This window comes from Mesorhizobium sp. M4B.F.Ca.ET.089.01.1.1 (assembly GCF_004022605.1).
Lineage (GTDB): Bacteria > Pseudomonadota > Alphaproteobacteria > Rhizobiales > Rhizobiaceae > Mesorhizobium > Mesorhizobium abyssinicae.
In genome coordinates this window covers 1-24,579 of the sequence record NZ_RZOS01000037.1, presented here as the reverse complement: position 1 = coordinate 24,579, position 24,579 = coordinate 1, and the positions used below count along the sequence as shown (strand labels likewise).

At 65.3% G+C, this 24,579-nt stretch carries 24 protein-coding genes; 10 read left to right on the top strand and 14 right to left on the bottom strand.

All coding sequences use genetic code 11. The features are described from left to right. The 4 genes from EN780_RS06360 to EN780_RS06345 form a co-directional block, all read left to right on the top strand. Positions 1-235: peptidoglycan-binding domain-containing protein (locus EN780_RS06360; protein ID WP_133372582.1), on the top strand; the 235-nt coding region annotated here is incomplete at its 5' end. Positions 236-427: 192 nt separating this feature from the next. Next, positions 428-1,351: a sulfite exporter TauE/SafE family protein gene (locus tag EN780_RS06355; RefSeq protein WP_128272665.1), complete on the top strand. Its 924-nt coding sequence runs from the start codon at positions 428-430 to the stop codon at positions 1,349-1,351. Further along, complete coding sequence (locus EN780_RS06350; protein WP_128272663.1) at positions 1,351-2,142, top strand: TIGR02186 family protein; 792 nt, start codon at positions 1,351-1,353, stop codon at positions 2,140-2,142. Before EN780_RS06355 ends, EN780_RS06350 begins: the two co-directional genes overlap by 1 nt. Before the next feature lie 176 nt (positions 2,143-2,318). Further along, the gene (locus EN780_RS06345; protein ID WP_128272661.1) at positions 2,319-3,575 is read left to right on the top strand and encodes an Hsp70 family protein; all 1,257 of its coding nucleotides are present in this window, start codon (positions 2,319-2,321) and stop codon (positions 3,573-3,575) included. 15 nt (positions 3,576-3,590) lie between these two features. Here EN780_RS06345 and EN780_RS06340 read toward each other — a convergent pair whose 3' ends face one another. After that, positions 3,591-4,499 (bottom strand): LysR substrate-binding domain-containing protein, encoded by a 909-nt coding sequence (locus EN780_RS06340; RefSeq protein ID WP_128272659.1) that lies wholly within the window; start codon positions 4,497-4,499, stop codon positions 3,591-3,593. Between the two features lie 96 nt (positions 4,500-4,595). Here EN780_RS06340 and EN780_RS06335 point away from each other — a divergent pair, with 96 nt between their 5' ends. From EN780_RS06335 to EN780_RS06320, 4 genes are read left to right on the top strand one after another with little or no spacing between them, the layout of a single operon-like run. After that, positions 4,596-4,781, top strand: a complete 186-nt coding sequence (locus tag EN780_RS06335; protein ID WP_127285692.1) for a hypothetical protein — start codon at positions 4,596-4,598, stop codon at positions 4,779-4,781. Then, positions 4,778-7,708: a molybdopterin oxidoreductase family protein gene (locus EN780_RS06330; RefSeq protein ID WP_128272657.1), complete on the top strand. Its 2,931-nt coding sequence runs from the start codon at positions 4,778-4,780 to the stop codon at positions 7,706-7,708. The genes EN780_RS06335 and EN780_RS06330 overlap by 4 nt, the downstream gene beginning before the upstream one ends. Continuing rightward, complete coding sequence (locus EN780_RS06325) at positions 7,705-8,439, top strand: 4Fe-4S dicluster domain-containing protein (RefSeq protein ID WP_127285690.1); 735 nt, start codon at positions 7,705-7,707, stop codon at positions 8,437-8,439. Before EN780_RS06330 ends, EN780_RS06325 begins: the two co-directional genes overlap by 4 nt. Positions 8,440-8,449: 10 nt before the next feature. Further along, on the top strand, positions 8,450-9,385 hold the full coding sequence (locus EN780_RS06320) for a DmsC/YnfH family molybdoenzyme membrane anchor subunit (protein ID WP_127285689.1): 936 nt from the start codon (positions 8,450-8,452) through the stop codon (positions 9,383-9,385). A 13-nt stretch (positions 9,386-9,398) separates the two neighbouring features. Here the strand turns inward: EN780_RS06320 and EN780_RS40445 are convergent, their stop codons facing one another. After that, on the bottom strand, positions 9,399-9,953 hold the full coding sequence (locus tag EN780_RS40445; protein WP_245499891.1) for a LysR substrate-binding domain-containing protein: 555 nt from the start codon (positions 9,951-9,953) through the stop codon (positions 9,399-9,401). Continuing rightward, positions 9,836-10,276, bottom strand: a complete 441-nt coding sequence (locus EN780_RS40440; protein ID WP_245499890.1) for a LysR family transcriptional regulator — start codon at positions 10,274-10,276, stop codon at positions 9,836-9,838. The genes EN780_RS40445 and EN780_RS40440 overlap by 118 nt, the downstream gene beginning before the upstream one ends. A gap of 93 nt (positions 10,277-10,369) precedes the next feature. Between EN780_RS40440 and EN780_RS06310 the strand changes: the two genes are divergently transcribed. Further along, on the top strand, positions 10,370-11,341 hold the full coding sequence (locus EN780_RS06310) for a quinone oxidoreductase (protein ID WP_128272655.1): 972 nt from the start codon (positions 10,370-10,372) through the stop codon (positions 11,339-11,341). Positions 11,342-11,354: 13 nt separating this feature from the next. On the opposite strand, the gene pdeM is transcribed toward EN780_RS06310, so the two are convergent. The 5 genes from pdeM to EN780_RS06285 all read right to left on the bottom strand — a co-directional run bounded on the left by pdeM (position 11,355) and on the right by EN780_RS06285 (position 17,498). Further along, positions 11,355-12,071 carry a ligase-associated DNA damage response endonuclease PdeM gene (gene pdeM, locus EN780_RS06305; RefSeq protein ID WP_127285686.1) on the bottom strand — a complete coding sequence of 239 codons (717 nt, stop codon included), beginning with the start codon at positions 12,069-12,071 and terminating at the stop codon, positions 11,355-11,357. Further along, on the bottom strand, positions 12,068-14,602 hold the full coding sequence (locus EN780_RS06300) for a ligase-associated DNA damage response DEXH box helicase (RefSeq protein ID WP_128272653.1): 2,535 nt from the start codon (positions 14,600-14,602) through the stop codon (positions 12,068-12,070). The genes pdeM and EN780_RS06300 overlap by 4 nt, the downstream gene beginning before the upstream one ends. Before the next feature lie 219 nt (positions 14,603-14,821). Beyond that, on the bottom strand, positions 14,822-15,682 hold the full coding sequence (locus EN780_RS06295) for an NlpC/P60 family protein (protein ID WP_187331361.1): 861 nt from the start codon (positions 15,680-15,682) through the stop codon (positions 14,822-14,824). Between the two features lie 29 nt (positions 15,683-15,711). Continuing rightward, complete coding sequence (locus tag EN780_RS06290; protein WP_127285600.1) at positions 15,712-16,062, bottom strand: MarR family winged helix-turn-helix transcriptional regulator; 351 nt, start codon at positions 16,060-16,062, stop codon at positions 15,712-15,714. 71 nt (positions 16,063-16,133) lie between these two features. Then, entirely contained in the window at positions 16,134-17,498 is a 1,365-nt protein-coding gene (locus EN780_RS06285; protein WP_128272649.1) for a leucyl aminopeptidase family protein, read from the bottom strand. Positions 17,499-17,751: 253 nt separating this feature from the next. On the opposite strand from EN780_RS06285, the gene EN780_RS06280 reads away from it, so the two are divergent. Beyond that, complete coding sequence (locus tag EN780_RS06280; protein WP_127285598.1) at positions 17,752-18,573, top strand: tetratricopeptide repeat protein; 822 nt, start codon at positions 17,752-17,754, stop codon at positions 18,571-18,573. Between the two features lie 48 nt (positions 18,574-18,621). On the opposite strand, the gene EN780_RS06275 is transcribed toward EN780_RS06280, so the two are convergent. The 6 genes from EN780_RS06275 to EN780_RS06250 form a co-directional block, all read right to left on the bottom strand. After that, entirely contained in the window at positions 18,622-18,936 is a 315-nt protein-coding gene (locus EN780_RS06275) for a putative quinol monooxygenase (RefSeq protein ID WP_128272648.1), read from the bottom strand. 155 nt (positions 18,937-19,091) lie between these two features. Next, on the bottom strand, positions 19,092-20,108 hold the full coding sequence (locus tag EN780_RS06270) for a type II secretion system F family protein (RefSeq protein ID WP_127285596.1): 1,017 nt from the start codon (positions 20,106-20,108) through the stop codon (positions 19,092-19,094). A 9-nt stretch (positions 20,109-20,117) separates the two neighbouring features. Then, entirely contained in the window at positions 20,118-21,131 is a 1,014-nt protein-coding gene (locus EN780_RS06265; RefSeq protein ID WP_127285595.1) for a type II secretion system F family protein, read from the bottom strand. A gap of 29 nt (positions 21,132-21,160) precedes the next feature. Then, on the bottom strand, positions 21,161-22,660 hold the full coding sequence (locus EN780_RS06260) for a CpaF family protein (RefSeq protein WP_128272645.1): 1,500 nt from the start codon (positions 22,658-22,660) through the stop codon (positions 21,161-21,163). Between the two features lie 144 nt (positions 22,661-22,804). Continuing rightward, positions 22,805-24,088, bottom strand: coding sequence for a CpaE family protein (locus EN780_RS06255; protein ID WP_187331372.1), 1,284 nt, complete (start codon positions 24,086-24,088; stop codon positions 22,805-22,807). A 29-nt stretch (positions 24,089-24,117) separates the two neighbouring features. Beyond that, a partial coding sequence (locus EN780_RS06250) for a CpaD family pilus assembly lipoprotein (RefSeq protein WP_189556406.1) occupies positions 24,118-24,579 on the bottom strand: 462 nt, incomplete at its 5' end.

Here is a 24,579-nt window from a genome sequence, read left to right as displayed (position 1 = left end):
CCCCGAATCCTGGCAGGACGGCACGCCGCAGACGACCGCCAGCATCGACATGAAGAAGGCGGTCAAGAACATCCAGCTGATCCTCAACAAGAACGGCTATGAGGCCGGCGGCGCCGACGGCGTGATGGGCGACAAGACCAAGACCGCGATCATGGCCTTCCAGACCGACAACAAGATGAAACCGACCGGCGAGGTCGACGAACAACTGGTCAAGGCGCTGCTGGCGCGCAAATAACGGCAGATGCGTCGCTTCCGCGATGCCTTGCCACACATTTGCCTGTTAACTGATTGAGATGCTTTTTTGTTTCGACGCGGCGGCGGGGTTTGCTCCCCGCCGCCGCGTCGGCGCAAGAAAAAATTGGCTTTTCGGTGCGAGACTGCACGCTGCGGCTGCATCGCCGACAGGCAAACTGATCGAGACTGACGGGTGGGCATCTATCTCCCGATCGCGGAAATTTCCGTCAACGTCTTCGTGCTGCTGGCCATGGGGGCGGCGGTTGGCTTTCTGTCGGGCATGTTCGGGGTGGGCGGCGGCTTCCTCATCACGCCGCTGCTGATCTTCTACAACATCCCGCCGGCGATCGCCGTCGCCACCGGCGCCAACCAGGTCATCGCCTCCTCCTTCTCCGGCGCGCTGTCGCACATGAAGCGCGGCACGCTCGACTTCAAGCTCGGCGGCGTGCTGCTCGCGGGCGGCATCGTCGGCTCGACCGGCGGCGTCTATGTCTTTGCCGTGCCGCGCCGGCTCGGCCAGCTCGATCTCTTCATCTCGCTGCTCTACGTCGCGCTGCTCGGCACCGTCGGCGGGCTGATGCTGGTCGAGAGCGTCAATGCGCTGCGCGCCACCCGCAGCGGCGCCGCACCCGTGCTGAAAAAATCCGGCCAGCACAACTGGATCCACCGGCTGCCGCTGAAGATGCGCTTCCGCGCCTCGAAGCTGTTCGTCAGCGTCATCCCGGTGCTCGGGCTCGGCGCCGGCATCGGCTTCCTGTCGTCGATCATGGGCGTCGGCGGCGGCTTCATCATGGTGCCGGCGCTGATCTATCTCTTGAAAGTGCCGACCAACGTCGTCATCGGCACCTCGCTGTTCCAGATCATCTTCACCTCGGCCTACACCACCCTGGTGCACGCCACCACCAACCAGACGGTCGACGTGATGCTCGCCTTCCTGCTGATGGCGGGCGGTGTCGCCGGCGCGCAATATGGCGCCAAGGCCGGCCAGAAGCTGCGCGGCGAGCAGCTCAGGGCATTGCTGGCAATGCTGGTTCTCGCCGTTGCCATCCGCCTGGCGATCGATCTCTTCGTCACCCCGCCCAATCTCTATTCGCTTTCCGCGGCGGGCCTGAACTGATGGCGGGGTGGAAGGGGTTCGCGGCCGCCGCCTTGCTTCTGCTCGTCGCGGCCGCGTCGCCGACGGCGGCGCAGACCCCGCCGGTCGAAGGCATCCAGATCGGCCTGTCGACCGACGCCGTCTCGATCACGGCCGGGTTTTCCGGCGCCGACCTCACCATTTTCGGGTCGCTGGAAAACCCCGATCCGCTGGTCGCGCGCCAGGGACGCTATGACGTCATCGTCGTGCTCGAAGGCCCGCCACGCCCGGTGGTGGTGCGGCGCAAGGACCGGGTGCTGGGCGTCTGGATCAATCTGGAGTCGGAGACGTTCGAGAATGTGCCGGTGTCCTATTCGGTGGCCACGACGCGGCCGCTGCAGGACATAACCGAACCGAACAGCTACAAGCAGCTGTCGCTCGGCTCGGCCAACCTCTACATGAAGCCCGCCGACGAGACCGACAGCCCGGCGACGATCGAGGAGTTCACCGCCGCGCTGCGCGATCGCAAGAAGGCGACCGGGCTCTACAGCGAAAATGTCGGCGGCGTGCAGTTCCTGTCGCAGAACCTGTTCCGCGCCACGGTCAGGCTGGCGCCCGACGTTCCGGTCGGCACCCACAAGGCGCGCGCCTTCCTGTTCAAGAGCGGCATGTTCATCAAGGAAAGCTCGGCCCAGCTCGAAATCCGCAAATCCGGTTTCGAGCAGTCGATCTTCCGCGTCGCGCACGATTATTCCTTCCTGTACGGCGTATTCGCCGTGTCGCTCGCCATGCTCACCGGCTGGCTCGGGCGGCTCGTCTTCCGCAAGGATTGATACAGACGCGGGAAAGGGGCTTTCCCTTTTCCCGGTTTTGCGATAAATCGCCGCCTCCCAAGTCAGGGGCAAGCACACACATTCATTTTTTGGCAGAGCGGTCCGGCCACCCGGATGACGGCGCGTTTTCCGATGCCGGCGACCCGCTGCGGCGAAACCAATGACAGGAGGCTGCTATGCAATCAGCATTCGGCGGCATCGATTTCGGCACGTCCAATTCCACCGTGGGCCTGATCCGGAACGGGCAGGCGCGACTGGTGGCGCTGGAAGGTGAACAACCTACATTGCCAAGCGCTGTCTTCTTCAACTTCGAGGACGGCCATACCTATTTCGGCCGCCGCGCCATCAGCGACTACACCGACAGCATCGAGGGGCGGCTGATGCGCTCCCTGAAGAGCGTGCTCGGCAGCTCGCTGGCTCACGAGAAGACCCGCATCAAGGCGCGCCTGATCGGCTTCACCGACATCATCGGCTTCTTCATCGCCCATCTGAAGCAGCGGCTGGAAGAGGATGCAGGCTCTTCGGTCGAGACGATCGTGCTCGGCCGCCCCGTGCAGTTCGTCGACGATGACGCCGAGGCCGATGCGAGAGCGCAGGGCGAGCTTGAAAAGGCGGCGCGGGCGCAAGGGTTCAGGCACATCGCCTTCCAGTTCGAGCCGATCGCGGCGGCGCTCGACTACGAACAGAAGGTTGCCCGAGAGGAACTGGCGCTGATCGTCGACATGGGCGGCGGCACGTCCGACTTCTCTGTGGTCCGGGTCTCGCCCGAACGCGCCCGCTCGACCGATCGCAAGGGCGACATCCTGGCCAACCGCGGCATCCATATCGGCGGTACCGATTTCGACCGGCTGCTCAGCATCGCCCATGTCATGCCCGAGCTCGGCTATCTGACGCCGACCAAGGACGGCAAGCGCAACCTGCCTGCGAGCTATTTCATCGATCTGGCGACCTGGCAGCGCATCAATCTCGTCTATACCGCGAAGGCGATGACGGACCTGAGGCAGATCCGCTTCGAGGCCGAGCGCGCCGATCTCGTCGGCCGATTCATCCATATCGTGGAGCACCGCTACGGACACGCGATCGCAGGCCTGGTCGAAAGGGCCAAGATCGCGCTGACGGAGCAGTCCTCAGCCGAGGTGAGGGTCTCGCTGCCCGGCGCACGCTTCGCGCCCGAGATCACGCGCGGCGGCCTGGAGGCGACGATCGGGCACGACATCGAGCGGGTGACCGCGACGGTCCGGCAGACGATCGCCGACGCCGGTGTCGACGCCTCCGCCATAACCGCCGTGTTCCTGACCGGCGGCTCGACCGCGATCCCGCTCGCCAAACGCCAGATCCTTTCGCTGGTGCCGCAGGCCTCCGTCATCGAGGGCGACATGTTCGGCTCGGTCGGGCTCGGGCTGGCGCTGGATGCGCAGCGGAAATTCGCCTGAGACGCTTCTTCCCGATCAGCCCCTGCTCAGCGGCGGCAAGTCCGCTTTTCCGCCCAGATGCGCCCGCAGCGCCATCTGGGCGAGGCTCGGCTGGCGATCGCGGTGGGTGATGATGGCGAAGTCGCGCTTCGGCAGGTCGATCGGCACCGACCGCAAGCTGCCTTCGGCCACGGCGCGGCCGACGACGAGTTCCGAGATGATGGTGGCGCCGGCGCCCGCCTCGACCGCCTGGCGGATCGCCTCGTTGCTGGGCAGGACGAGGAATATCCTGAGATCGGCGAACGGCACCGCCTCGCGGCGCGCGAGGTCTTCCAGCGCCTCGCGCGTGCCGGAGCCGCCTTCCCTGATGATCCAGCGCAGCTCCCCGATATCGGGGTGGCCGCGCCCATGTTCGGCGACTTTCGGGTGCGTGGAGGCGACGACCAGCAGCAGCCGATCCACATCGACCTTGGCGCGCCGCAGGATGTCGGATTCGGTGCGCCCCTCGACCAGGCCGAAATCCGCCGTGCCGTCGAGCACATGGGTCTCGACCTGGCTGGTGTTGCCGATGCTGACATTCAGCCTGACGGCGGGATAGGCCTCGTGGAAGGCGGCCAGCCGGCGCGGCAGCCAGTAGCTGGCGATGGTCTGGCTGGCAGCGATCGACAGGCTGCCGGTGACCGTCTGAGAGACATGCTCCAGCACATTGCTGGCGGCGGCAGCGCGCTCCAGCACCGCCTTGGCCTCGGGCAGGAACCTGCGCCCGGTCTGCGCCAGCTCGATGTTGCGGCCGACGCGGTCGAACAGCCGCACCCCATGCTGCTGCTCGAGCGCGCGGATGGCAGCCGAGGCGGCCGACTGCGAGATGCCCAGAAGCTCGGCCGCCTTGGTCATATGGCCGCGTTCGGCGACGGCGACGAAGATGCGCAACTGTTCAAGGGTCATGCGCAATTAAGAAGCAAAATCGATCGGAATTACAAGAGCAACTTATTAGACAGATCGATTGCTTTGTTCTAAGTTTTCACTGGAAGTTGGAAAAAATTGGCGGCCGCGCCGCAAGAGTTGGAAATGATGGGGCGCTTCAAATCGCTGTTCGCGCACTGGACCCGTGGCCTCAAGCGGCGGCTCGCCAGCGATCGCTACCACCCTGAACAGCACTATATGCGCGGTCCCGGGCCGAAGACGAAAGCCAAGATCGCGAGCCGCCAGAGCATCCGGGAACAATGAGCCACGGCGCGCCGCGCGGCGCAAATTCCGCCCCGTCGCAGCGGCCGCTGGCCGACACGCGCGCGCCCGACGAGGGCGACGGCGTCGACACCTCGCCAGGCGTCTCCGACCGGATCGCCAAGACCACTTGCTATATGTGCGCCTGCCGCTGCGGCATCGACGTCCATATCAAGGACGGCAAGGTCCGCTACATCAACGGCAACAAGGACCATCCGGTCAATCGCGGCGTCATCTGCGGCAAGGGCAGCGCCGGCATCATGCAGCACTACAGCCCGGCGCGGCTGAAGAAGCCGCTGTTGCGCAGCGGCCCGCGCGGCTCGGGCGAATTCCGTGAGATCGAATGGGAGGAAGCACTTTCGATCGCGACCGAGCGGCTCTCGGCGATACGCCGGAGCGATCCCAAGAAGCTCGCCTTCTTCACCGGACGCGACCAGTCGCAATCCCTGACCGGCTGGTGGGCAAGCCAGTTCGGCACGCCGAACTTCGCCGCCCATGGCGGCTACTGCTCGGTCAACATGGCGGCCGGCGGCCTCTACACGATCGGCGGCTCGTTCTGGGAGTTCGGCGAGCCCGACTGGGACAACACGAAATACTTCATGCTCTTCGGCGTCGCCGAGGACCATGATTCCAACCCGATCAAGATCGGCCTCGGCAAACTCAAGGCGCGCGGCGCCAAGGTCGTCTCGATCAATCCGTGCCGCACCGGCTACAACGCCATCGCCGACGACTGGATCGGCATCAGGCCGGGCACCGACGGCCTGTTCGTGCTGGCGCTTGTCCACGAGTTGCTCAAGGCCGGCCGCGTCGATCTCGACTATCTGCTGCGCTACACCAACGCCCATGTGCTCGTCATCCAGGAGCCGGGAGCCTCCGATGACGGGCTCTTCGTTCGCGACGCCGCCGGCCATCCGCTCGCCTGGGACAGGGTTGCGAAGACCCCGGTCCGGGCTGCCGACCCCAACGCGAAACCGGCACTGACCGGCAGCCATACGGTCAACGGCCGCCGCTGCGTTCCGGTGTTCCAGCTCCTAGCCGACCGCTATCTCAACGACAGCTATTCGCCCGATGCGGTCGCCGGCCGCTGCGGCGTCAGCGCCGACACCATCCGCCGCGTCGCGGCGGAACTGGCGCATGTCGCCTTCGAGCAGGCGATCGAACTGCCGGTGGCCTGGACCGACTGGGCCGGGCGCCGGCACGAGACGATCAAGGGGCGGCCGATCTCCATGCACGCCATGCGCGGCATCTCGGCCCATTCCAACGGTTTTCACACCTGCCGCGCCATCCATCTGCTGCAGGTGCTGCTGGGCACCGTGGACGTGCCGGGTGGCTTCCGCTTCAAGCCGCCCTATCCGCGCCCGGCGCCGCCCGGGCCGAAGCCGGCCGGCAAGGACGTGCGGCCGATGACGCCGCTGGAAGGCATGCCGCTCGGCTTCGTGTGCGGGCCGGATGACCTGTTGGTCGACGGGGCCGGCACGCCGACACGCATCGACAAGGCCTATTCCTGGGAGGCGCCTTTAGCCGCGCACGGCCTGATGCACTCGGTCATCCGCAATGCCTGGGCGGGTGATCCCTACCGGATCGACACGCTATTGATGTACATGTCGAACATGGCCTGGAATTCGTCGATGAACACGGTCGAGACGATTCGCATGCTCACCGACAAGGATGCGTCGGGCGACTACAAGATCCCCTTCATCATCTATTCCGACGCCTACTACTCGGAGACCGTGCCGTTCGCCGACCTGGTGCTGCCGGACACCACCTATCTCGAGCGGCATGACTGCATCAGCCTGCTCGACCGGCCGATCAGCCATGCCGACGGGCCTGGTGACGCAATCCGCCATCCCGTCGTCGAGCCTGACCGCGACGTCAGGCCGTTCCAGTCGGTGATGATCGAGCTCGGCGCGCGGCTCGGCCTGCCCGGTTTCGTCAACGCCGACGGCTCGCCCAAGTACCGCGACTATGCCGACTACATCGTCAACCACGAGCGCACGCCCGGCATCGGTCCGCTCGCCGGCTGGCGCGGAAAGGACGGAAGCTCGATCGGCAGAGGCGAAGCCAATCCCGATCAATTGCAGCGCTACATCGACAATGGCGGCTTCTGGCACCACGATTTTTCCGCCGACCAGCGTTATTACAAGATGGGCAACCGCGCCTATCTCGACTTCGCGGCTGAGATGGGCTTCATCGCCAAGGCCGAGCCAATCGTCTTCCAGCTCTATTCCGAGCCGCTGCAGCGCTTCCGGCTGGCCGCGCGCGGCCATGGGAAAGCGCAGCCGCCGGAGGCGGAAACCGGCCGCATCGAAGCCTACATGGACCCGCTGCCGTTCTGGTACGCGCCATTCGAGGAAGACGCGGTCGACCTCGAACAATATCCGCTACATGCGCTGACGCAGAGGCCGATGCACATGTACCATTCCTGGGGCTCGCAGAATGCGTGGCTGAGGCAGATCACCAGCCAGAACCGGCTGTTCGTGCATGCCAAGACCGCCGCCGATCTCGGCCTTGTCGACGACGACTGGGTATGGATCGAGAGCGTCAACGGCCGGGTGAAGGGACAGATCAAGCTGGTCGACGGCGTCAACCCCGACACGGTGTGGACCTGGAACGCCATCGGCAAGCGGCGCGGCAGCTGGGGGCTGAAGGATGATGCGGCGGAGAGCAATCGCGGCTTCCTGCTCAACCACATCATCGGCGACCAGACCGCGGCGGACGCCAGCGGCAAGCGCTATTCGAACTCCGACCCTGTGACCGGACAGGCGGCATGGTTCGACGTCCGGGTGCGGATTGTCAAATGCGCGGCGGAGGAAGCGGGCTTCACCGAGCCGCAGTTCGAGCGCTTCCGGGAGCCGCCGCGCTTCCAGCCCTCGCCTGACATGCTTCAGTACGGCGCCGAATTCCGCATGAAGAGGGAAGCCGCCGAATGACCTGCCTTCCCGCGCAAACCGACAAGAAACTCGGCCTGGTGATCGACCTCGACACCTGCGTCGGCTGTCAGGCCTGCGTCACCGCCTGCAAGGAGTGGAACACCGGCGGCCATATGGCGCCGCTGACCGATATCGATCCCTATGGCGGGCATGTCGACGGCGTCTGGTTCAACCGCGTGCACGCCTATGAGCACACGACCGAGATGGGCGGGCGCACCGTCAACTTCCCGCGCTCCTGCCTGCATTGCGAGACGCCGGCCTGCGTCACCGTCTGCCCGACGGGCGCCTCCTACAAGCGGGCGTCGGACGGCATCGTGCTGGTCGACGAGGACAAATGCATCGGCTGCAAACTGTGCAGCTGGGCCTGCCCCTACGGCGCGCGCGAGTTCGACACGCAGGTCGGCGTGATGAAGAAATGCACGCTCTGCGTCGACCGCATCTACAACGACAATCTGGCCGAGGAGGACCGCGTGCCGGCCTGCGTGGCGGCCTGCCCGACCAGCGCCCGGCATTTCGGCGATCTCGGCGATCCGGCATCAGCCGTGTCGCAGCTGGTGACGGCGCGCGGCGGCGTCGACCTGATGCCGGAACTCGGCTACCGCCCGGCCAACAAGTATCTGCCGCCGCGCGCCCATACGGAACGCGCCGCCAAGGTGCCGGCGCCGGCGCTGGAGCCGGTGCGGGCCGAAGGCGGCTTCCTCGGCTGGATCGACCGCATGCTTTCGAACTAGCATCCCGGCCATGCATCCCGCTTTCTCCGTCGTCTTCTTCACCACTGCCACAGGCGCCGGCTACGGCCTGCTGGCGCTGCTTGGCGTGCTCGGCGGGCTGGGCTTTGTCGAACCCGACTTCTGGCTCGGGCTCGTCGGCATGGGACTGGCGCTCGGCCTGATCGCGGCCGGCCTTCTGTCGTCGGCCGGCCATCTCGGCCGACCGGAGCGCGCCTGGCGGGCGTTCTCGCAATGGCGCAGTTCCTGGCTGTCGCGCGAGGGGGTCTCATCGGTGGCGACTTTCATCCCGGCGGGACTGTTCGGCATCGGCTGGGTGTTCTTGGGCCGCAGCGGCGGCTGGGTGGCGGTCGCCGGATTGCTGGCGGCTGTCGGCGCGGTCGCCACGGTCTGCACCACAGGCATGATCTATGCCTCGCTGAAGCCGATCGCGCAGTGGCATAGCCGCTTCACCCTGCCCGGCTATCTGATCTTCTCGGCGATGACCGGCGGCGTGCTTTTCAACGCGTTGCTGCAGGGTTTCGGTGGCGGATCGAGAGCCGTGCTGGCGTTCGCGCTGGTCCTAACCTTGCTCGGCTGGGGCTGGAAGCTGGCGACGTGGCGGCACAACGACGAACTGGAAATCCCGACTACCGCCAACACCGCGACCGGCCTTGCCGGCGGCACGGTGCGGTCGCTCGAGTGGCCGCATACCGAGGAAAACTATCTGCTCAAGGAAATGGGTTTTCGCATCGCGCGCAAACATGCCGCCAAGCTGCGGCAGATCACGCAGGTCCTGGCCTTTGCCTTACCGGCCCTGCTGCTTGCCGGAGCATTCGTTCTGACCTGGCCGGCTGCCGCTGTGCTCTCGGTGATCGCCGCTCTGCTCCAGCTCGCCGGCATGCTGGTCGAGCGCTGGCTGTTCTTCGCCGAGGCGAAGCACACGGTCACCCTCTATTACGGCCGGTAGCGCGTTCTCTCCGTCATGCGGCCCGTGCCCGTGACGCCGCCGGCAAGTCCTTCAGCAAGATTTCGATCGCGGCATCGACGACGGCTGTCCGTCGGTCGTGTGCGTAAAGACCGTATTGGACTGTGAGCGTCTCGGGAACGCCAGCCGATGTCTTGAGCACCCGCATCGAAGCGGGGCGCACCGATTCGGGCGAAAGCAGACCGACGCCCAGCCCATTCTCGATCGCTGCCTGTAGGCCGGTAACGCTCTGGCACGACAAGCCGATCCTGTGCTCCCTGCCGGCGGCAAGCAGCGCCTCGATCATACGCCTGCGCCAAGGGCAGGTTGCGCCAAAGGCGACGAGATCGAGCGGCCGCTCCGCATCCAGCTCGTAGTCCTGTGCGCAGACCCACTGCAGTTCGACGTTCCACGTCGTCAGGGCATCGGCCGCGACGACGGACGTCGGGGCGATCATGACGTCCAGCGCATCCTCACTCCAAAGCCGTCCCAGCGCGACGCTGTGCTCGACCGTCGCGTCAATGCTGATATCGGGATAGGTGCGATGAAGCCGCCCGAGCGCTGCCGACAGCGCCGCCATCGTGACCTCCTCGGCGAGGCCGATACGCACCCGCCGCCTATGCCGGCCTGCTGCAGGCGCGCCCCCGCCTCGTCGCCCAGAGCCAGGATGCGGGTCGCGTATCCCAGAAAAAGTTCCCCCTCCGCGGTTGGCACGACGCCGCGGCCGGTGCGTTGAAACAGGTGCCGTTGCAGCAATCCTTCGAGCCGCCGCATCTGCATGCTCAGCGACGATTGGGTTCTGCCGATCTGCGCCGCGACCCTGCTCAGGCTGCCCTGCCGGCAGACCGCCACATAGGTGCGAAGAAGGTCGATGCCAATCTGGTCAGATATCATGATCCTTGAACTCTGATGTCATGGATATCAGCCTACAATGATATCGCGCCACGCGCTATCTCCCTGCCACGAGACAGCGCAAGGAAGAAATCCATGAAAGCGATCCGCGTCCACCGCCATGGCGGCCCAGATGTGCTTGCCTATGAAGATGTCGACATCGGCCAGCCCGGAACCGGCGAGGTCCGCGTGCGCAACCGGGCGGTCGGCCTCAACTTCGTCGACATCTATTTCCGCACCGGCGAATATGCGCCGTCCGCTTTGCCATTCACGCCGGGCAATGAAGGCGCCGGCGAGATCGTCGCCGTCGGCGAAGGGGTGAGCGGCTTCGCGCCCGGCGATCGTGTCGCCTATGTCGAGACGCTGGGCGCCTATGCCGAGGAACGCATCGTGCCGGCGCATTTTGTCGTCCATCTGCCCGACGCCATAGACTTCGAGACCGGCGCGGCGATGATGCTGAAGGGGCTGACGGCGCAATATCTGCTGCGCCGCACGTTTCGCGTCGAGGCGGGCCACACCGTCCTCGTGCAGGCCGCGGCGGGCGGCGTCGGCCTCATCCTGACGCAATGGGCGAAGCATCTCGGCGCCACCGTCATCGGCACCGTCGGTTCGCCTGAGAAGGCTGAACTCGCGCGCGCCAATGGCTGCGACCATGTCATCGACTATGGCAGGGAAGACTTTGCCGCGCGGGTGAGGGAGATCACTGATGGCCAAGGCTGTCACGTCGTCTACGACGGCGTCGGCAAGGCGACCTTTCCGGCCTCGCTCGATTGCCTGCGGCCCCTTGGCACCTTTGTCAGCTTCGGCACGGCGGCAGGATCGATCCCGCCATTCGACATCATGCTGCTGATGCAGAAAGGCTCGCTGTTCGCCACCTGGCCGCTGTTGTTCCATCACCTCGCCAGGCGCGAGGACGTCGTCGCCATGAGCGAAGAACTCTTCCGCGTCGTGCTGAGCGGTGCCGTGAAAATCCCCGTGCACGCCCGGATGCCGCTCGCCGAATTGGCCGAAGCGCATCGCCGGCTCGAAGCGCGGCAGACGACCGGCGCAACCGTGATGCTTCCCTAAAGCAATTTTCAGCTCAGCCCGGCCGCAGCATCGAGCCGGCAATGGCGAAGATGCGCTCGGCGCCGAGCATATAGGCCATCAGCGTCTCGCGACGGAACAGGCCGGCATAGGCGCGGTCGAGCACGTTGAGCGAGCCGGTATAGGCGCCGAAGGCCGGCATGATCATGCGGCCGCCGTCGGCGGCGAAGCAGCGCCGCCGCACCGAGCGCCCTTGCTGGACGATCCGGGCGCAAGGATGGAGGTGGCCTGATATCTCGCCCTCCACGCGCACCTTGGACGGCTCGTGCCTGAAGAGGAGAGACCCGATGGCAAGCTCGCGCACGGTCTCGCCGGGCAGGTCGGCCGGCGCGTCCGGATCGTGGTTGCCGGCGATCCAGAACCAGTCGCGGCCGGCGATCAGGCTTTCCAGTCGCTCGCGGAAGCTTTCGTGCATACGCGCCGCGCCGCCGCCGTCGTGGAAAGAATCGCCAAGGCTGATGACGATCGCCGGCTGGTAATCGGCGATCACCGCCTGCAGCCTGAGCAGCGTCGCACCCGTATCGTAGGGCGGGATCAGCGCGCCGCGCCTGGCGAAGGAGGAGCCCTTCTCCAGATGCAGATCCGACACCGCGAGCACCCGCAGATCGGGGAAGTAGAGCACGCCGCGCGGATCGCAGACCGCGCGTTCGCCGGCGATGCCGACAAGATCGGCCTCGGCAATCAGCGATACGCGTGTCAGCGAAAAATTCATGCCTCGCTCATTCCGGGCCCCATGGCCTCCTCGACCAGCGTCGCCGCATCCATCAGCAGTGTTTCGTCCGCTTCGCCATGCACCGGCATCTTGCCGATCTCGAGCATGATCGGCACGGCAAGCGGCGATATCTGCTCGAGATTCTTATGCACGATTCGACCCTTGATGCGCGAGAGCATCTCGGCAAGCCTGCTGACATCGAGCAGACCAGTCGCCGCATCGGCACGCGTCGCCTGCAGCAGGATATGATCGGGCTCGTGGCTGCGCAGCACGTCATAGACGAGATCGGTAGATACGGTGACCTGGCGGCCGCTCTTCTCCTTGCCCGGGTGGCGTTTCTCGATCAGTCCCGAGATCAGCGCGCAATTGCGGAAGGTGCGTTTCAGCAGCCAACTGTCGGCGAACCACGCCTCGAGATCGTCACCCAGCATGTCCTGGTCGAAGAGGGTAGGCAAGGAAGGTCTTTTCGCCCTGAACATCATGCCCATGTCGGCCAGCGACCATATGGCAAGCGCATAGTCGGTGGCGACGAAGCCGAGCGGCCTGGCGCCCGCCCTGTCGAGCCGGCGGGTGAGCAACATGCCGAGCGTCTGGTGCGCCAGCCTGCCCTCGAACGGATAGGCGACCAGATAGTGGCGGTTGCCGCGCGGAAAAGTTTCTATCAGGAGATCATCGCGTTTGGGCAGCACCGACTTGTCGGCCTGGAAACGCAGCCAGTCGGCGACCTGCTCCGGCAGCTTCTTCCAACGCCGCGGATCGTCCAGCATGGCGCGCACCTGCTCGGCGAGATAGGTCGAAAGCGGAAACTTGCCGCCGCCATAGTAGGGCACCTTGGCATCGCTGCCGGGCGCGTTCGACACGAAGCATTCATTCTCGCGAATGCCTTCGAAGCGCAGCACCTTCCCGGCAAACATGAAGGTATCGCCATGAGTCAGCGTCTCCAGGAACGCCTCCTCGATCTTGCCGAGGACCCGGCCGCCGCGCGAAGCCGACCCTTTGCTGCCGGCCTGCACGTAGCGCACGTTGAGGGCCGGCACCTCGATGATGGTGCCGACGTTCAGCCGGTACTGCTGGGCGACGCGAGGATTGGATACGCGCCACATCCCGTCCTTGTTCAGGCGGATGCGGGCGTAGCGCTCGTAGTTCTTCAAGGCGTAGCCACCGGTGGCGACGAAATCTATCACCCGGTCGAATGTCGGCCGGTCGAGGCTGGCATAAGGCGCCGCCGATCTGACCTCCTCGAACAGCGCGTCGGCGTGGAATGGCGCGCCACAGGCGCAACCCAGGACATGCTGGGCCAGCACGTCGAGCCCGCCATCGACCAGCGGCGGCGTGTCCTGCGCGCCAAGATAGTTGGCGTCGAGGGCGGCCCGGCACTCCAGCACCTCGAAGCGGTTGGCGGGGATCAGGATCGCCTTCGACGGTTCGTCCATGCGATGGTTGGCGCGGCCGATCCGCTGCGCCAGCCGGCTTGCCCACTTCGGCGCGCCGACATGAACGACCAGATCGACATCGCCCCAGTCGATGCCGAGATCGAGCGTCGAGGTGGCGACGATGGCGCGCAGCGCATTCTCGCCCATCGCCTTCTCGACGCGGCGGCGCTGCGCGACATCCAGCGAACCGTGATGCAGCGCGATCGGCAGCGTGTCCTCATTGACCCGCCATAGTTCCTGGAACAGCAGTTCGGCCTGGCTACGGGTGTTGACGAACAGCAAGGTCGTCTTGTGGCGCTTGATCTCGCGATAGATCTCCGGCGTGGCGTAACGGGCGGAATGTCCCGCCCACGGCACGTGCTCTTCCGAATCGAGGATGGAGATTTCCGGCTTGGCGCCGCCGGTGACAACGATCAATTCGGCCATGTCATCCGGTGGATTCTGGCTGACCAGCCAGCGCCGCAACTCGTCCGGTTCGGCCACCGTTGCCGACAATCCGATCGTCTGCAGTCCAGGCACAAAGTTGCGCAGCCTGGCCAGGCCGAGCGCCAGGAGATGGCCGCGCTTCGAAGTCACCAGCGAATGCAGCTCGTCGAGCACGACGTAGCGCAGATCCTCGAAGAAGCGCCGGGCGTCGCCGGCCGCGATCAGCAGCGCCAATTGTTCGGGCGTGGTGAGCAGGATGTCGGGCGGCACCAGCTTCTGTCGCTGGCGCTTGTGCGAGGGCGTGTCGCCGGTGCGCGTCTCGACAGTTACAGCTAGGCCGATCTCCTCGACCGGCTTGCCGAGATTGCGCTCGATGTCGACGGCGAGCGCCTTGAGCGGCGAGATGTAGAGCGTGTGGATGCCGCGATGCGCCTGGCCGGGTTTCCGCCTGGGACGGTTGGCGAGCTCGGTGAGCGAGGGCATGAAACCGGCCAGCGTCTTGCCGGCGCCGGTCGGCGCGATCAGCAGCACCGACTGGCCGGCCTGAGCCCGCGCCAAAAGCTCGAGCTGATGGGCACGCGGCGCCCAGCCCTTTTCAGCGAACCATCTGACGAATGGTTCGGGCAGGACCACTGCGGCATTCTGTTCGGCGAGGCGCGGCTGCTCTGTCACCCGCCAGAGGTAGCGCGACGGCGCGCGAACGCCAAGGAAAATCGGAACAAAAGGGGATCATCCTTCCTCGCCCCGTTTACGGGGGGAGGATGCCGGCAGGCAGGTGAGGGGCGGCGCCGGCGATCAGAGGTTGGTCGTCAGCGCGAACAATCAGGGGTTCGCGCTGCCCCTCATCCGCCCTTCGGGCACCTTCTCCCCGTGAACGGGGAGAAGGAAAGATCACGGTCGCCGGAACCCCGTCGGCCCGCCATAGAGATAGCCGATGCGGGCGACGGCGTCCTTCAGTCCCTCGCGCGAGACCAGCATGGTGTGGCCGTTGGCATGGATCATGGTGTCGGCATCGGTCATGATCGCGACATGGCCTTTCCAGAAGACGAGGTCGCCGCGCCGCATGCCGGTGAAGTCCGGCCCCGGCTCGAGCGGCTTGCCGATCGAGGCCGCCTGCATGTCGGAATCGCGCAGCACGTCCCTGCCGGCCATACGCATCGCCAACTGCACGAGGCCGGAACAATCGATGCCGAAGCCCGAGACCCCGCCCCACAGATAGGGCGTGCCGAGAAAACTTTCCGCCACCGAAACATAGTCGGCCGCAGTCTCGCCGGCAGGCTGCAGATGGGCCGCGATGAGCGCCTGGCCCGACGACAAGAGAGCATAGTGCGTGCCGCGCGTTTCGGCGGCGCCGGTCACCGTCACCGCCGATCCCATCGACAATTGGCCGCTCACCGGAAAGCGCAGGTCCGGCCCCGGATAGAGGAAGGTGCGCGGCACCGAAACGATATGGGTCGGCGCCTGCTCGCGTGGACCGAGCACCGTGTCGGCGACATAGCCGACATAGCCGTCACGCTCGGCCTGGATCCAGGCCCAGCCTGCGCTGTCCTCGAAAACGAGCACGTCGTCGCCGAACAAGGCTTGCGTGTTGACGCCGGCATCCGGGCGCGGCGCCTTGCGCAGGTCGGCGACGGAGACCGATATCCGCGCCGGCCGGCCGGCGACGAAACGATCGGCTGAGACCTCTCCCTTCAGCCTGGCATCGGCGAGATCGGAACGGAAGGCGTGAAGGCGGGCATCCCTGGCGGTCAAATCGAGCACTCGGTCAGATGGACAATCGGTCAGATGGGCAGTTCATGGGCCCTGGCGATGATACCATCGCCGAAACGCTCGACAAAGAGCGCGCCCTCGACCGTGCGCCGGATCAGGACGTTGCGCTTGTCGAGCTCGTCGCGGTGGCGCGACACCAGCTTCAGCGCTCCCATGGTGTCGAGCGCTCGGGTGATGACCGGCTTGGTGACGTTGAGCCGGGCGGCCAGCCCACGCACCGTATGCGGCGGCGGGTCGAGATAGATGGTGAACAGGATCGCCGTCTGGCGCATGGTGAGATCGGGCGAGCCGTCGCGCACCTGCGACAGCATCACCTGCTGCCACAGTCTGAGGGCCTGGCTCGGGCGCATCGAGATCGACATCGCGCCAGCATGCCGGCAAATTGTTTCGGTTCCGTTTCAGTGGCGGCATCTTGCCGGCCGTCCCGGATGCGTCACGCAAATCGCTTCGAGATGATCCGCTCCAGCGCCCGGATGCCTTGCGCCTCGCCGCCGGTGACGCCGTATGGGCGATCGGACGGGTTCCAGGCGAAGATGTCGAAATGCGCCCAGCGCGGCGTCTTCTCGACGAAGCGCTTGAGGAACAGCGCCGCCGTGATCGAACCGGCGAAGCCGTCGGTGGTGACGTTGTTGATGTCGGCGATCTTCGACGACAGCTTTGCATCGTAAGGCCGCCACAGCGGCATGCGCCACAGAGGATCCTCCACGGCGACTGCGGCCGCCGACAGCTCGGACGCCAGCGTATCGTCGCCAGTGTAGAAAGGCGGCAGGTCCGGGCCGAGCGCGACGCGGGCGGCACCCGTCAACGTCGCCATGTCGACCAGCAGCTCGGGCTGCTCGTCGTCGGCGAGCGCCAGCGCGTCGGCCAGCACCAGCCGCCCTTCGGCATCGGTGTTACCGATCTCGACGGTGATGCCCTTGCGGCTCGTCAGCACGTCGCCCGGCCGGAAGGCGTTGCCGGCAATCGAATTCTCGACCGCCGGGATCAAGACGCGCAGCCGCACGTTGAGCCTGGCAGCCATGATCATCGACGCCAGCCCAAGCACGTTGGCCGCGCCGCCCATGTCCTTCTTCATCAACAGCATGCCCGCGGACGGCTTGATGTCGAGGCCGCCGGTGTCGAAGCAGACGCCCTTGCCGACCAGCGTCACCTTCGGCGCATCCGGCGAGCCCCAGAGCAGGTCGATCAGCCGCGGCGCGCCGGATGAGGCGCGGCCGACGGCATGGATCATCGGGAAATTCTGCTTCAAGAGATCGTCGCCCTTGATCACCGACACCTCGGCGTCGTGCGCCGAGGCCAGCGTCCGCGCCGCCCTTTCCAGCTCGTCCGGCCCCATGTCGCTGGTCGGCGTGTTGACCAGATCACGGGTCAGGAAAACGCCATCGGCGATGCGGCGGACATGCGCGGCATCGGCACCCGCCGGCAGCACGAAGCGCAGCGCCTTGCCGGGCTTCTTGCCGTAGCGGGTGAAGGCATAGCCGCCAAGCACCAGCCCGGTCGCGGCCAGATCCGGCCAGGCCGGCTCGGTGGCGAAATGCCAGTCGCCTTCCGGCAGCGCCCTCGCCAGGGTGCCAACGGCAAGCGTGCCCTCGCCGTCGCCAAGGCCGAACAAGGCGCCGGCGAGCGCGCCGTCTTCGCCGGGCAGGGTCAGCGTCCTGCCGGCCTCACCGGAAAAGCCGTTGGCCCTGGCCCAGGCAATCGCGGCCGGCGCGAGGCCGGCGGCCTCGAGGTCGCCGCCGGTGACCAGATGAACCGGCAGCGCGGCCGTGGATTTCGTCTCGACGAGTTCGACTGGCATTCGATGGTCTCCGGCTAAGGACGCTTGGTCATTGTTCACTGGCAGAAGCGTCAGAAAAATCCAACGAGAATTCGGGCGACGGCGCCGGCCAGCGTATCGTCCGTTCGACACGCGCAAGGGTGGGCCTGCCCTAACAGCAGGGACAATGGGAGCTTCAGGGGCCTTTCTTAACTGTCCGTTAGGGTTAACAGAATATTTCTTCGGGAGGGAAGACGGCCACGCAAGGCCGCAGATGGATGGAGGCCGCAGGCCGATGCTGATCAACGGTTTGATGAACACCACGGGCAAGCGGCTGATCACCACGGTCTTCATGGCAGCACTCGCGGCAAGTGTCGCTGGCTGCGGGACCAGCAAGTTCACCACCGGCTCGATCACGCGCTCCAACAGCAAGCCGCTGGAGACCATGTCGGCGACCGAGTTGCACAGCGCAACGACCAGGCTTGGCGAATCCTATGCCAAGAACCCCACCGACAAACGGATCGCCACCAATTACGCGGCGGCGCTGCAGATGGACGGCGATGCCGACCAGTCGCTTGCCGTCATGCGCAAGCTGGCGATCGCGCTGCCCAAGGACCGCGACGTGCTCGCCGCCTACGGCAAGGCGCTCGCCGCCAACGGGCAGTTCGAGCCGGCGCTGGACGCCGTGCGCCGCGCGCAGACGCCGGAATATCCGGACTGGCGGCTGGTGTCGGCGGAGGCCGCGATCCTCGACCAGCTCGGCCAGCGGGACGAGGCGCGCCAGGACTATCGCAAGGCGCTCGACCTCAAGCCGAACGAACCGTCGATCCTGTCCAATCTCGGCATGTCCTATGTGCTGGAAGGCGATTTGCGCACGGCCGAGACCTATATGCGCTCGGCGGCCCAGCAGCCCAACGCCGACAGCCGCGTGCGCCAGAACCTGGCGCTGGTCGTCGGCCTGCAAGGCCGCTTCGACGAGGCCGAGAAGATCGCCTCACAGGAACTCTCACCCGACCAGGCGCAAGCCAATGTCGCCTATCTGCGCCAGATGCTCGCCCAGCAGAACGCCTGGAGCCAGCTGAAGGACCAGGACAAGGACAAGGCCGCGACCAACTGACGGCAACGCCAGCGCGTCAGCCGATTCTTCAAGGTCATCGGCAGTGGCTCAATTCCAGATTTGAGCTTTGGCTTTCAGCGAGATCGGATCGGTTTCGATGAGACGGAGAGACTTCACCATACCGGCGGTCTCGGCCTTGTATTTGAGAAAATGCGGCGTGGTCAGGTGCATTTCATAAGCCGCCTGATCGGCATAGCCCTCAATGACGCGGACGAGATGCGGGCTTTCCCTGACCGAAACCGCGAACAGAAAAAGCACCCCGGGCTCCAGCCTCACGGAGGCTTCAGTCTCTTCAGCGATAAGGGCGGCGTAGGCGTCGAGGCAGTCGGCGTCGATCTCCAGTTCCGCTATCCTCACAATCATTGGCTGTCCCGTTTGCTTAGGCGCGCGCAGCCGGCGTCTCGGCTGCCTTCTTCTCGATCAGCGCGACAATATCACTGATCTCCCAAAGCCTGTCAGTCACGCCAGCGGCCATTGCCGGCGTCAAGCGCAGCTTTTTCGTCAGCGTCCGGGCTGCCTTACTGGCTGCTGGTGTTGTGCTGATCGCCGAAGATGCCGCGCTGGCTGACCTGGATGCCGGCCGGTCCCAGGATGATGGCGAACAGCACCGGCAGGAAGAAAAGGATCATCGGCACGGTGAGCTTGGGCGGCAGGGCGGCTGCCTTCTTCTCGGCCGCATTCATGCGCATGTCACGGCTTTCCGAGGCCAGCACGCGTAGCGCATGCGCGACCGGCGTGCCGTAACGTTCGGCCTGGACCAGCGCCTGCGTCACCGACTTGACCGATTCCAGGCCGGTGCGGCTGGCGAGATTCTCGTAAGCCACCTTGCGCTCCTGCAGATAGGAGAGCTCGGCGTTGGTAAGCACGAATTCTTCCGCGAGCGCCACCGACTGCCCGCCGATCTCGTCGGCGACCTTGCGCAGCGCCGCCTCGACCGACATGCCCGACTCGACGCAGATCAGCATCAGGTCAAGCGCGTCGGGCCAGGCCAGCTGGATCGACTGCTTGCGCTTGGTGGCGCGGTTGTTGACGTAAAGGATCGGCGCGTAGAAGCCGCCATAGGCAACCACGACACAGACGAACAGCTTGATGAAGGGCGGCTGCAGGGGCAGGCCGCCGAGCACGAAAAGGTAGACGGCCGCCAGGGCGAAACCGACAAAGGGCAGAACCAGGCGGAAGAAGAGAAAGCGCGTCAGCGGATTCTGGCCGCGAAAACCCGCCACCTTGAGCTTCTGCAGCGTTCCCTCATCGGCCAGCGCGCGCCTGAGATCCAGCCGCTCGACGATGTTGCGCATGCCGATCGACTGTTCCTCGCGCAGGCCCTTGCGGCGGCGATCGGCTTCGTTGGCCAGCCGCACGCGCTGCTTGGCGCGCAACTCCTCGCGCTCGAGCGCCACCGATTTCATGCGCGACTTGAGCTGGTTGCCGCCGAGCGCGGGCAACAGCGTGAAGACCGTCGCGAACACCGCGATGCCGACCAGCAAGGCGATCAGGAAGGCGGGATCGGTAAGCGATTTGACGACCTGGTCCGTCATGGACGCCCCCTAGACTTCGAAGTTCATCATCTTGCGCATCACCAGGATGCCGATCGACATCCAGACCAGGGAACAGCCGATGATCAGGTTGCCTGTGCTGGTGGTGAACAGCGGCATGATGTAGTTCGGGCTCGACAGATAGACGAGGAAGGCGACGACGAAAGGCAGGGCGCCGATGATGACGGCCGAAGCCTTCGCCTCCATCGACAGCGCCTGCACCTTGGCCTTCATCTTCTTGCGGTCGCGCAGCACGCGCGAGAGATTGCCCAGCGCCTCGGAGAGGTTGCCGCCGGCCTGCGACTGGATCTGGATGACGATGCCGAAGAAGCCAGCCTCCGCGCACGGCATGGTTTCGGACATGCGCATGGTGGCATCGGGGATCGACATGCCCATCTGCTGCGAATCGATGATGCGGCGGAACTCGGTCCTGACCGGCTCCGGAGATTCGTTGGCGATCAGACGGATGGCGTCGTTGAGGGGCAGGCCCGACTTGACGGCGCGCACGATGATGTCGAGGGCGTTGGGAAACTCGTTGAGGAATGCCTTGACCCGGCGGGTCCGGCGGAACGAGACGAACCAGCGCGGCAGGCCGAGGCCGCCAGCCAGCAATGCGCCAGGCAGCACCAGCAAGGGCGCGGTGGCCAGATAGGCGAGCACAGTGAGCACGATGCCGCAGATCGCCGAGTAGATGTAGAAGCGTTCGATGGAAACCTGCATGCCGGCCTGGCGGATCTGCACCTTCAGCGGCGGCTTCTTGACGATGCGATCGTTGGATCGCTGCTTCTCGTCGAGCTGCTTCAACGAATCCTGGAGGGATTTTCGCCGCTTGACCGCCTCGGCGGCGCGGTCGCGCGAGGCCTTGACGACGGAGCGGTCGGTTTCGGCGGTCTTGATGGTCTCAAGCCGCTTGCCGACCTGCTTCTCGTTGCTGATGCGGTTGAACAGGAAAGCATAGGCCACCGCCCCGGCGCTGAAGCCGGCCAGCACGACAAACGCCAATACGGTGCTGTCAATTCCGAACATCGACCAGAGCCCCTACGCCTCCAGATACCTCAGCCAGCGTTTTTCTCCATGGCCTCGAGCGCGGTCGCGAGGCGCTGCTCCTCGCCATAATAGCGGGCCCGATCCCAGAAATGCGGGCGGCCGATGCCGGTCGATACGTGCTCGCCGATCAGCCTGCCGCTCGCGTCCTCACCCTTGATGTTGTAGAGGATGAGGTCCTGGGTGATGATGACGTCACCCTCCATGCCGATCACCTCGGTGATGTGGGTGATACGCCGCGATCCGTCGCGCAGGCGGGCCGCCTGGATGATCACGTCGACTGAGCCGACGACGATTTCGCGCACGGTCTTCTGCGGCAGCGAGTAGCCGCCCATCGCGATCATCGATTCGATACGGTTCAGGCACTCGCGCGGGCTGTTGGAGTGGATCGTTCCCATCGAGCCGTCGTGGCCGGTGTTCATCGCCTGCAGCAAGTCGAACACTTCCGGTCCGCGCACTTCGCCGACGATGATCCGCTCGGGCCGCATGCGCAGGCAGTTCTTGACCAGGTCGCGCATGGTGACCTCGCCCTCGCCTTCAAGATTCGGTGGGCGGGTTTCGAGGCGAACCACGTGCGGCTGCTGCAGCTGCAGTTCCGCCGAGTCCTCGCAGGTGATGACCCGCTCCTCGCGATCGATGTAGTTGGTCAGGCAGTTGAGCAGCGTCGTCTTGCCCGAGCCGGTGCCGCCCGAGATGACGACATTGCAGCGGACGCGGCCGATGATCTTGAGGACCTCGGCGCCCTGCGGCGAGATCGCGCCGAACTTGACCAGTTGGTCGAGCGTCAGCTTGTCCTTCTTGAACTTGCGGATGGTGAGCGCGGTGCCGTCGATGGAGAGCGGCGGCGCGATGACGTTGACACGCGAACCGTCGGGAAGGCGGGCGTCGCAGATCGGGCTCGATTCGTCGACACGGCGACCAACCTGGCTGACGATGCGCTGGCAGATGTTGAGGAGCTGCTGATTGTCGCGGAAGCGGATGCTGGTCTGTTCGACCTTGCCGTTGACTTCGATGTAGACGTTCTTGGAGCCGTTGACCATGATGTCGGCGATGTCGTCGCGGGCAAGCAGAGGCTCCAGCGGACCGTAGCCGAGCACGTCGTTGCAGATGTCCTCGAGCAGTTGTTCCTGCTCGGCGATCGACATCGCGAAATTCTTGATCGCGATGATGTCGTTGACGATGTCGCGGATTTCCTCGCGCGCGCTTTCGGGATCGAGCTTGGCGAGCTGCGACAGGTCGATCGTGTCGATGAGGGCGGAAAAGACCTGGCTCTTGGTGTCGTAGTAGGTCTCGCTGCGCTCGCGCTGGACCTTCTTCGGCTCCGGCGCCAGCGGCGGCGGCTCGACCGGGCGACGGGCGGGCTGGGCGGCCAACTCTCCCGACTGCGCCGGCGCGGCGGGGCGCGCTAGAACAGCCGTGTCCGCGGATCCAGGCGCAACGGGGCCCGGTGCCGGCTGGCGGAATTCCGGCTTGGACCGGTTGCCGTCGTCAGAGCCTCTCTTACCAAACATGATCGACTACCAGTTCCGCCCAGAGCAGGATGCCGAAACGTGTGAAGCGGCTTTCGGACGACATCATGCTCTACTTTCTTCGATTTAGAGGCCGGATTCAGATTTCAGGCCCATTCGACCTGAAATCATCCGCCTCTGGGTGCGTCACTTCTTGTTGCGCGAGAGCTTGCCGAGAAGCGAGCCGAGGCCCGCCTTCTTCTTGATCTTGATTTCGCTGCGCCCGGTCAGCACATGCGCGATCTCGTCGATGATGCCGACGATCGGGCTCTTGGCGTCCATCTCGCCCAGCATGCGGCCGTTGTTGGCGGCGTTGCCGAACAGCAGCGGTTCGAATTGGATGACCGCCATCGGCGTGATGCCGAGCGGTTCGGAAAAGTCCGTCGGTCCGATCTCGGGACGCTTCGGAACGCCTGCCTGATTGATGACAAGCCTTGGCGGCGGATCGTTCGGGCGCAGCCGTTTCAGCATGTCCACCATGTTCTTGGTGTTGCGCAGATTGGCCAGTTCCGGCGTCGCGGTGATGACCACCTCATCCGCCTTGACGAGGATGCTCTTGCTCCAGCCTGACCAGATATGCGGCACGTCGAGGACCAGGAGCGGTGCGCTGCGCTGGGCGGTGTCGATGAGCTGCGAGAAGGCATCGGGATCGAAGTCGTAGACCCGTTCGAGCGTGGACGGAGCGGCGAGCAGCGACAAATGCTCGGCGCATTGCGCAAGCAGCCGGTCGAGATAGACCTCGTCGACACGCTCAGGCGAAAACACCGCCTCGGCGATACCTTGCGCCGGATCCTGATCGAAATTGATGTTGGCGGTTCCGAAAGCAAGATCGAGATCGGCGACGACCACCTCGGACTTGAACAGCGACGACATCGCCCAGGCGACATTGTGCGCGATGGTCGAGGAACCGACGCCGCCCTTGGCGCCGATGAAGGCGATCGAGCGGCCGATCGGTTCGGCCTCCGGATCGACGAAGATCGACGAGACCACGCTGACGATGTCGGTCATCGACACCGGCGCGATGACGTATTCGGAAATGCCGGAGCGGATGAGCTCGCGATAGAGGCCGACATCGTTGTAGTGCCCGATCACCACGACCTTCGAGGACGGATCGCAATATTCGGAAAGGTGGGCGAGCTGCTCCAGCAGCTGCTTCGGCTCGCTGCGCGATTCCAGCAGGATCAGGTTCGGCGTCGGCGCCGACTGGTAGAACTCGATCGCCGTGGCGATGCCGCCCATATGAACCTTCAGATGGGCCTTCGCCATGCGCCGGTCGTCGCCGGCGAGGCGGACCGGACTGGCGACGCCCTCGGTCTCGCAAAATGCCTGGATCGAGATGCGCGGCACCGGCCGCAATGCCTGCATCGCGGCGATGTCCTGTTGCGATGTATCGCCGCCATCCACAGGCGCGTCATAGGCAAGATTGCTCATTGTCATGCTCTCTTCCTGACTTGCGCCACTCAGTAGGTCACTTCCGAGTTGCCGAGGAATTCGTTCGAAATGCCTCTCGAGCGGTAAAGGTCGATCACCGCGCCGCGATTTTCGGCGTCGATGTCGGATTGCTTGCGCGGCCCGAGCAGATCGTTGGGATTGGCCATCTGGGCGGCAAGGTTGTTCTGGTACGAGCAGCCAAAGTCGGCGTAGTGCTTGTTTTCCGAATTCTGCAGCAGGTCTTCCGGCCAGCGGCCGCATCTGTCCGTCTGCGCCCTCACCGCCACGAAGGCGACGCGCACCGGGGCCGAAGCTTCCGGAACCGCCGACTGATAGGACGTCATGACGATGCGGCCGCGCTTGACGCCGGAGGCGGCGGCGACCCGGGCGAAATCGCGACCGGCCACCAAGGCCGCCACCTCGTTGGCCGAGCCTCTCGGGACGGCGATGGTCAGCGACGGGGCCGCACTCTTGTCATAGCCGTCGAGGAA

Bases quoted from the DNA above. Each gene is read 5' to 3' on its own strand.
- EN780_RS06255 (WP_187331372.1), bottom strand. From the start codon at position 24,088: ATGAGCAATCTTGCCTATGACGCGCCTGTGGATGGCGGCGATACATCG.
- EN780_RS06285 (WP_128272649.1), bottom strand. From the start codon at position 17,498: ATGCCAGTCGAACTCGTCGAGACGAAATCCACGGCCGCGCTGCCGGTT.
- pdeM (WP_127285686.1), bottom strand. From the start codon at position 12,071: ATGAATTTTTCGCTGACACGCGTATCGCTGATTGCCGAGGCCGATCTT.
- EN780_RS06340 (WP_128272659.1), bottom strand. From the start codon at position 4,499: ATGACCCTTGAACAGTTGCGCATCTTCGTCGCCGTCGCCGAACGCGGC.
- EN780_RS06265 (WP_127285595.1), bottom strand. From the start codon at position 21,131: ATGTTCGGAATTGACAGCACCGTATTGGCGTTTGTCGTGCTGGCCGGC.
- EN780_RS06290 (WP_127285600.1), bottom strand. From the start codon at position 16,062: ATGTCGATCTCGATGCGCCCGAGCCAGGCCCTCAGACTGTGGCAGCAG.
- EN780_RS06270 (WP_127285596.1), bottom strand. From the start codon at position 20,108: ATGACGGACCAGGTCGTCAAATCGCTTACCGATCCCGCCTTCCTGATC.
- EN780_RS06260 (WP_128272645.1), bottom strand. From the start codon at position 22,660: ATGTTTGGTAAGAGAGGCTCTGACGACGGCAACCGGTCCAAGCCGGAA.
- EN780_RS06310 (WP_128272655.1), top strand. From the start codon at position 10,370: ATGAAAGCGATCCGCGTCCACCGCCATGGCGGCCCAGATGTGCTTGCC.
- EN780_RS06325 (WP_127285690.1), top strand. From the start codon at position 7,705: ATGACCTGCCTTCCCGCGCAAACCGACAAGAAACTCGGCCTGGTGATC.
- EN780_RS06330 (WP_128272657.1), top strand. From the start codon at position 4,778: ATGAGCCACGGCGCGCCGCGCGGCGCAAATTCCGCCCCGTCGCAGCGG.
- EN780_RS40440 (WP_245499890.1), bottom strand. From the start codon at position 10,276: ATGATATCTGACCAGATTGGCATCGACCTTCTTCGCACCTATGTGGCG.
- EN780_RS06275 (WP_128272648.1), bottom strand. From the start codon at position 18,936: ATGATTGTGAGGATAGCGGAACTGGAGATCGACGCCGACTGCCTCGAC.
- EN780_RS06345 (WP_128272661.1), top strand. From the start codon at position 2,319: ATGCAATCAGCATTCGGCGGCATCGATTTCGGCACGTCCAATTCCACC.
- EN780_RS06350 (WP_128272663.1), top strand. From the start codon at position 1,351: ATGGCGGGGTGGAAGGGGTTCGCGGCCGCCGCCTTGCTTCTGCTCGTC.
- EN780_RS06320 (WP_127285689.1), top strand. From the start codon at position 8,450: ATGCATCCCGCTTTCTCCGTCGTCTTCTTCACCACTGCCACAGGCGCC.
- EN780_RS06280 (WP_127285598.1), top strand. From the start codon at position 17,752: ATGCTGATCAACGGTTTGATGAACACCACGGGCAAGCGGCTGATCACC.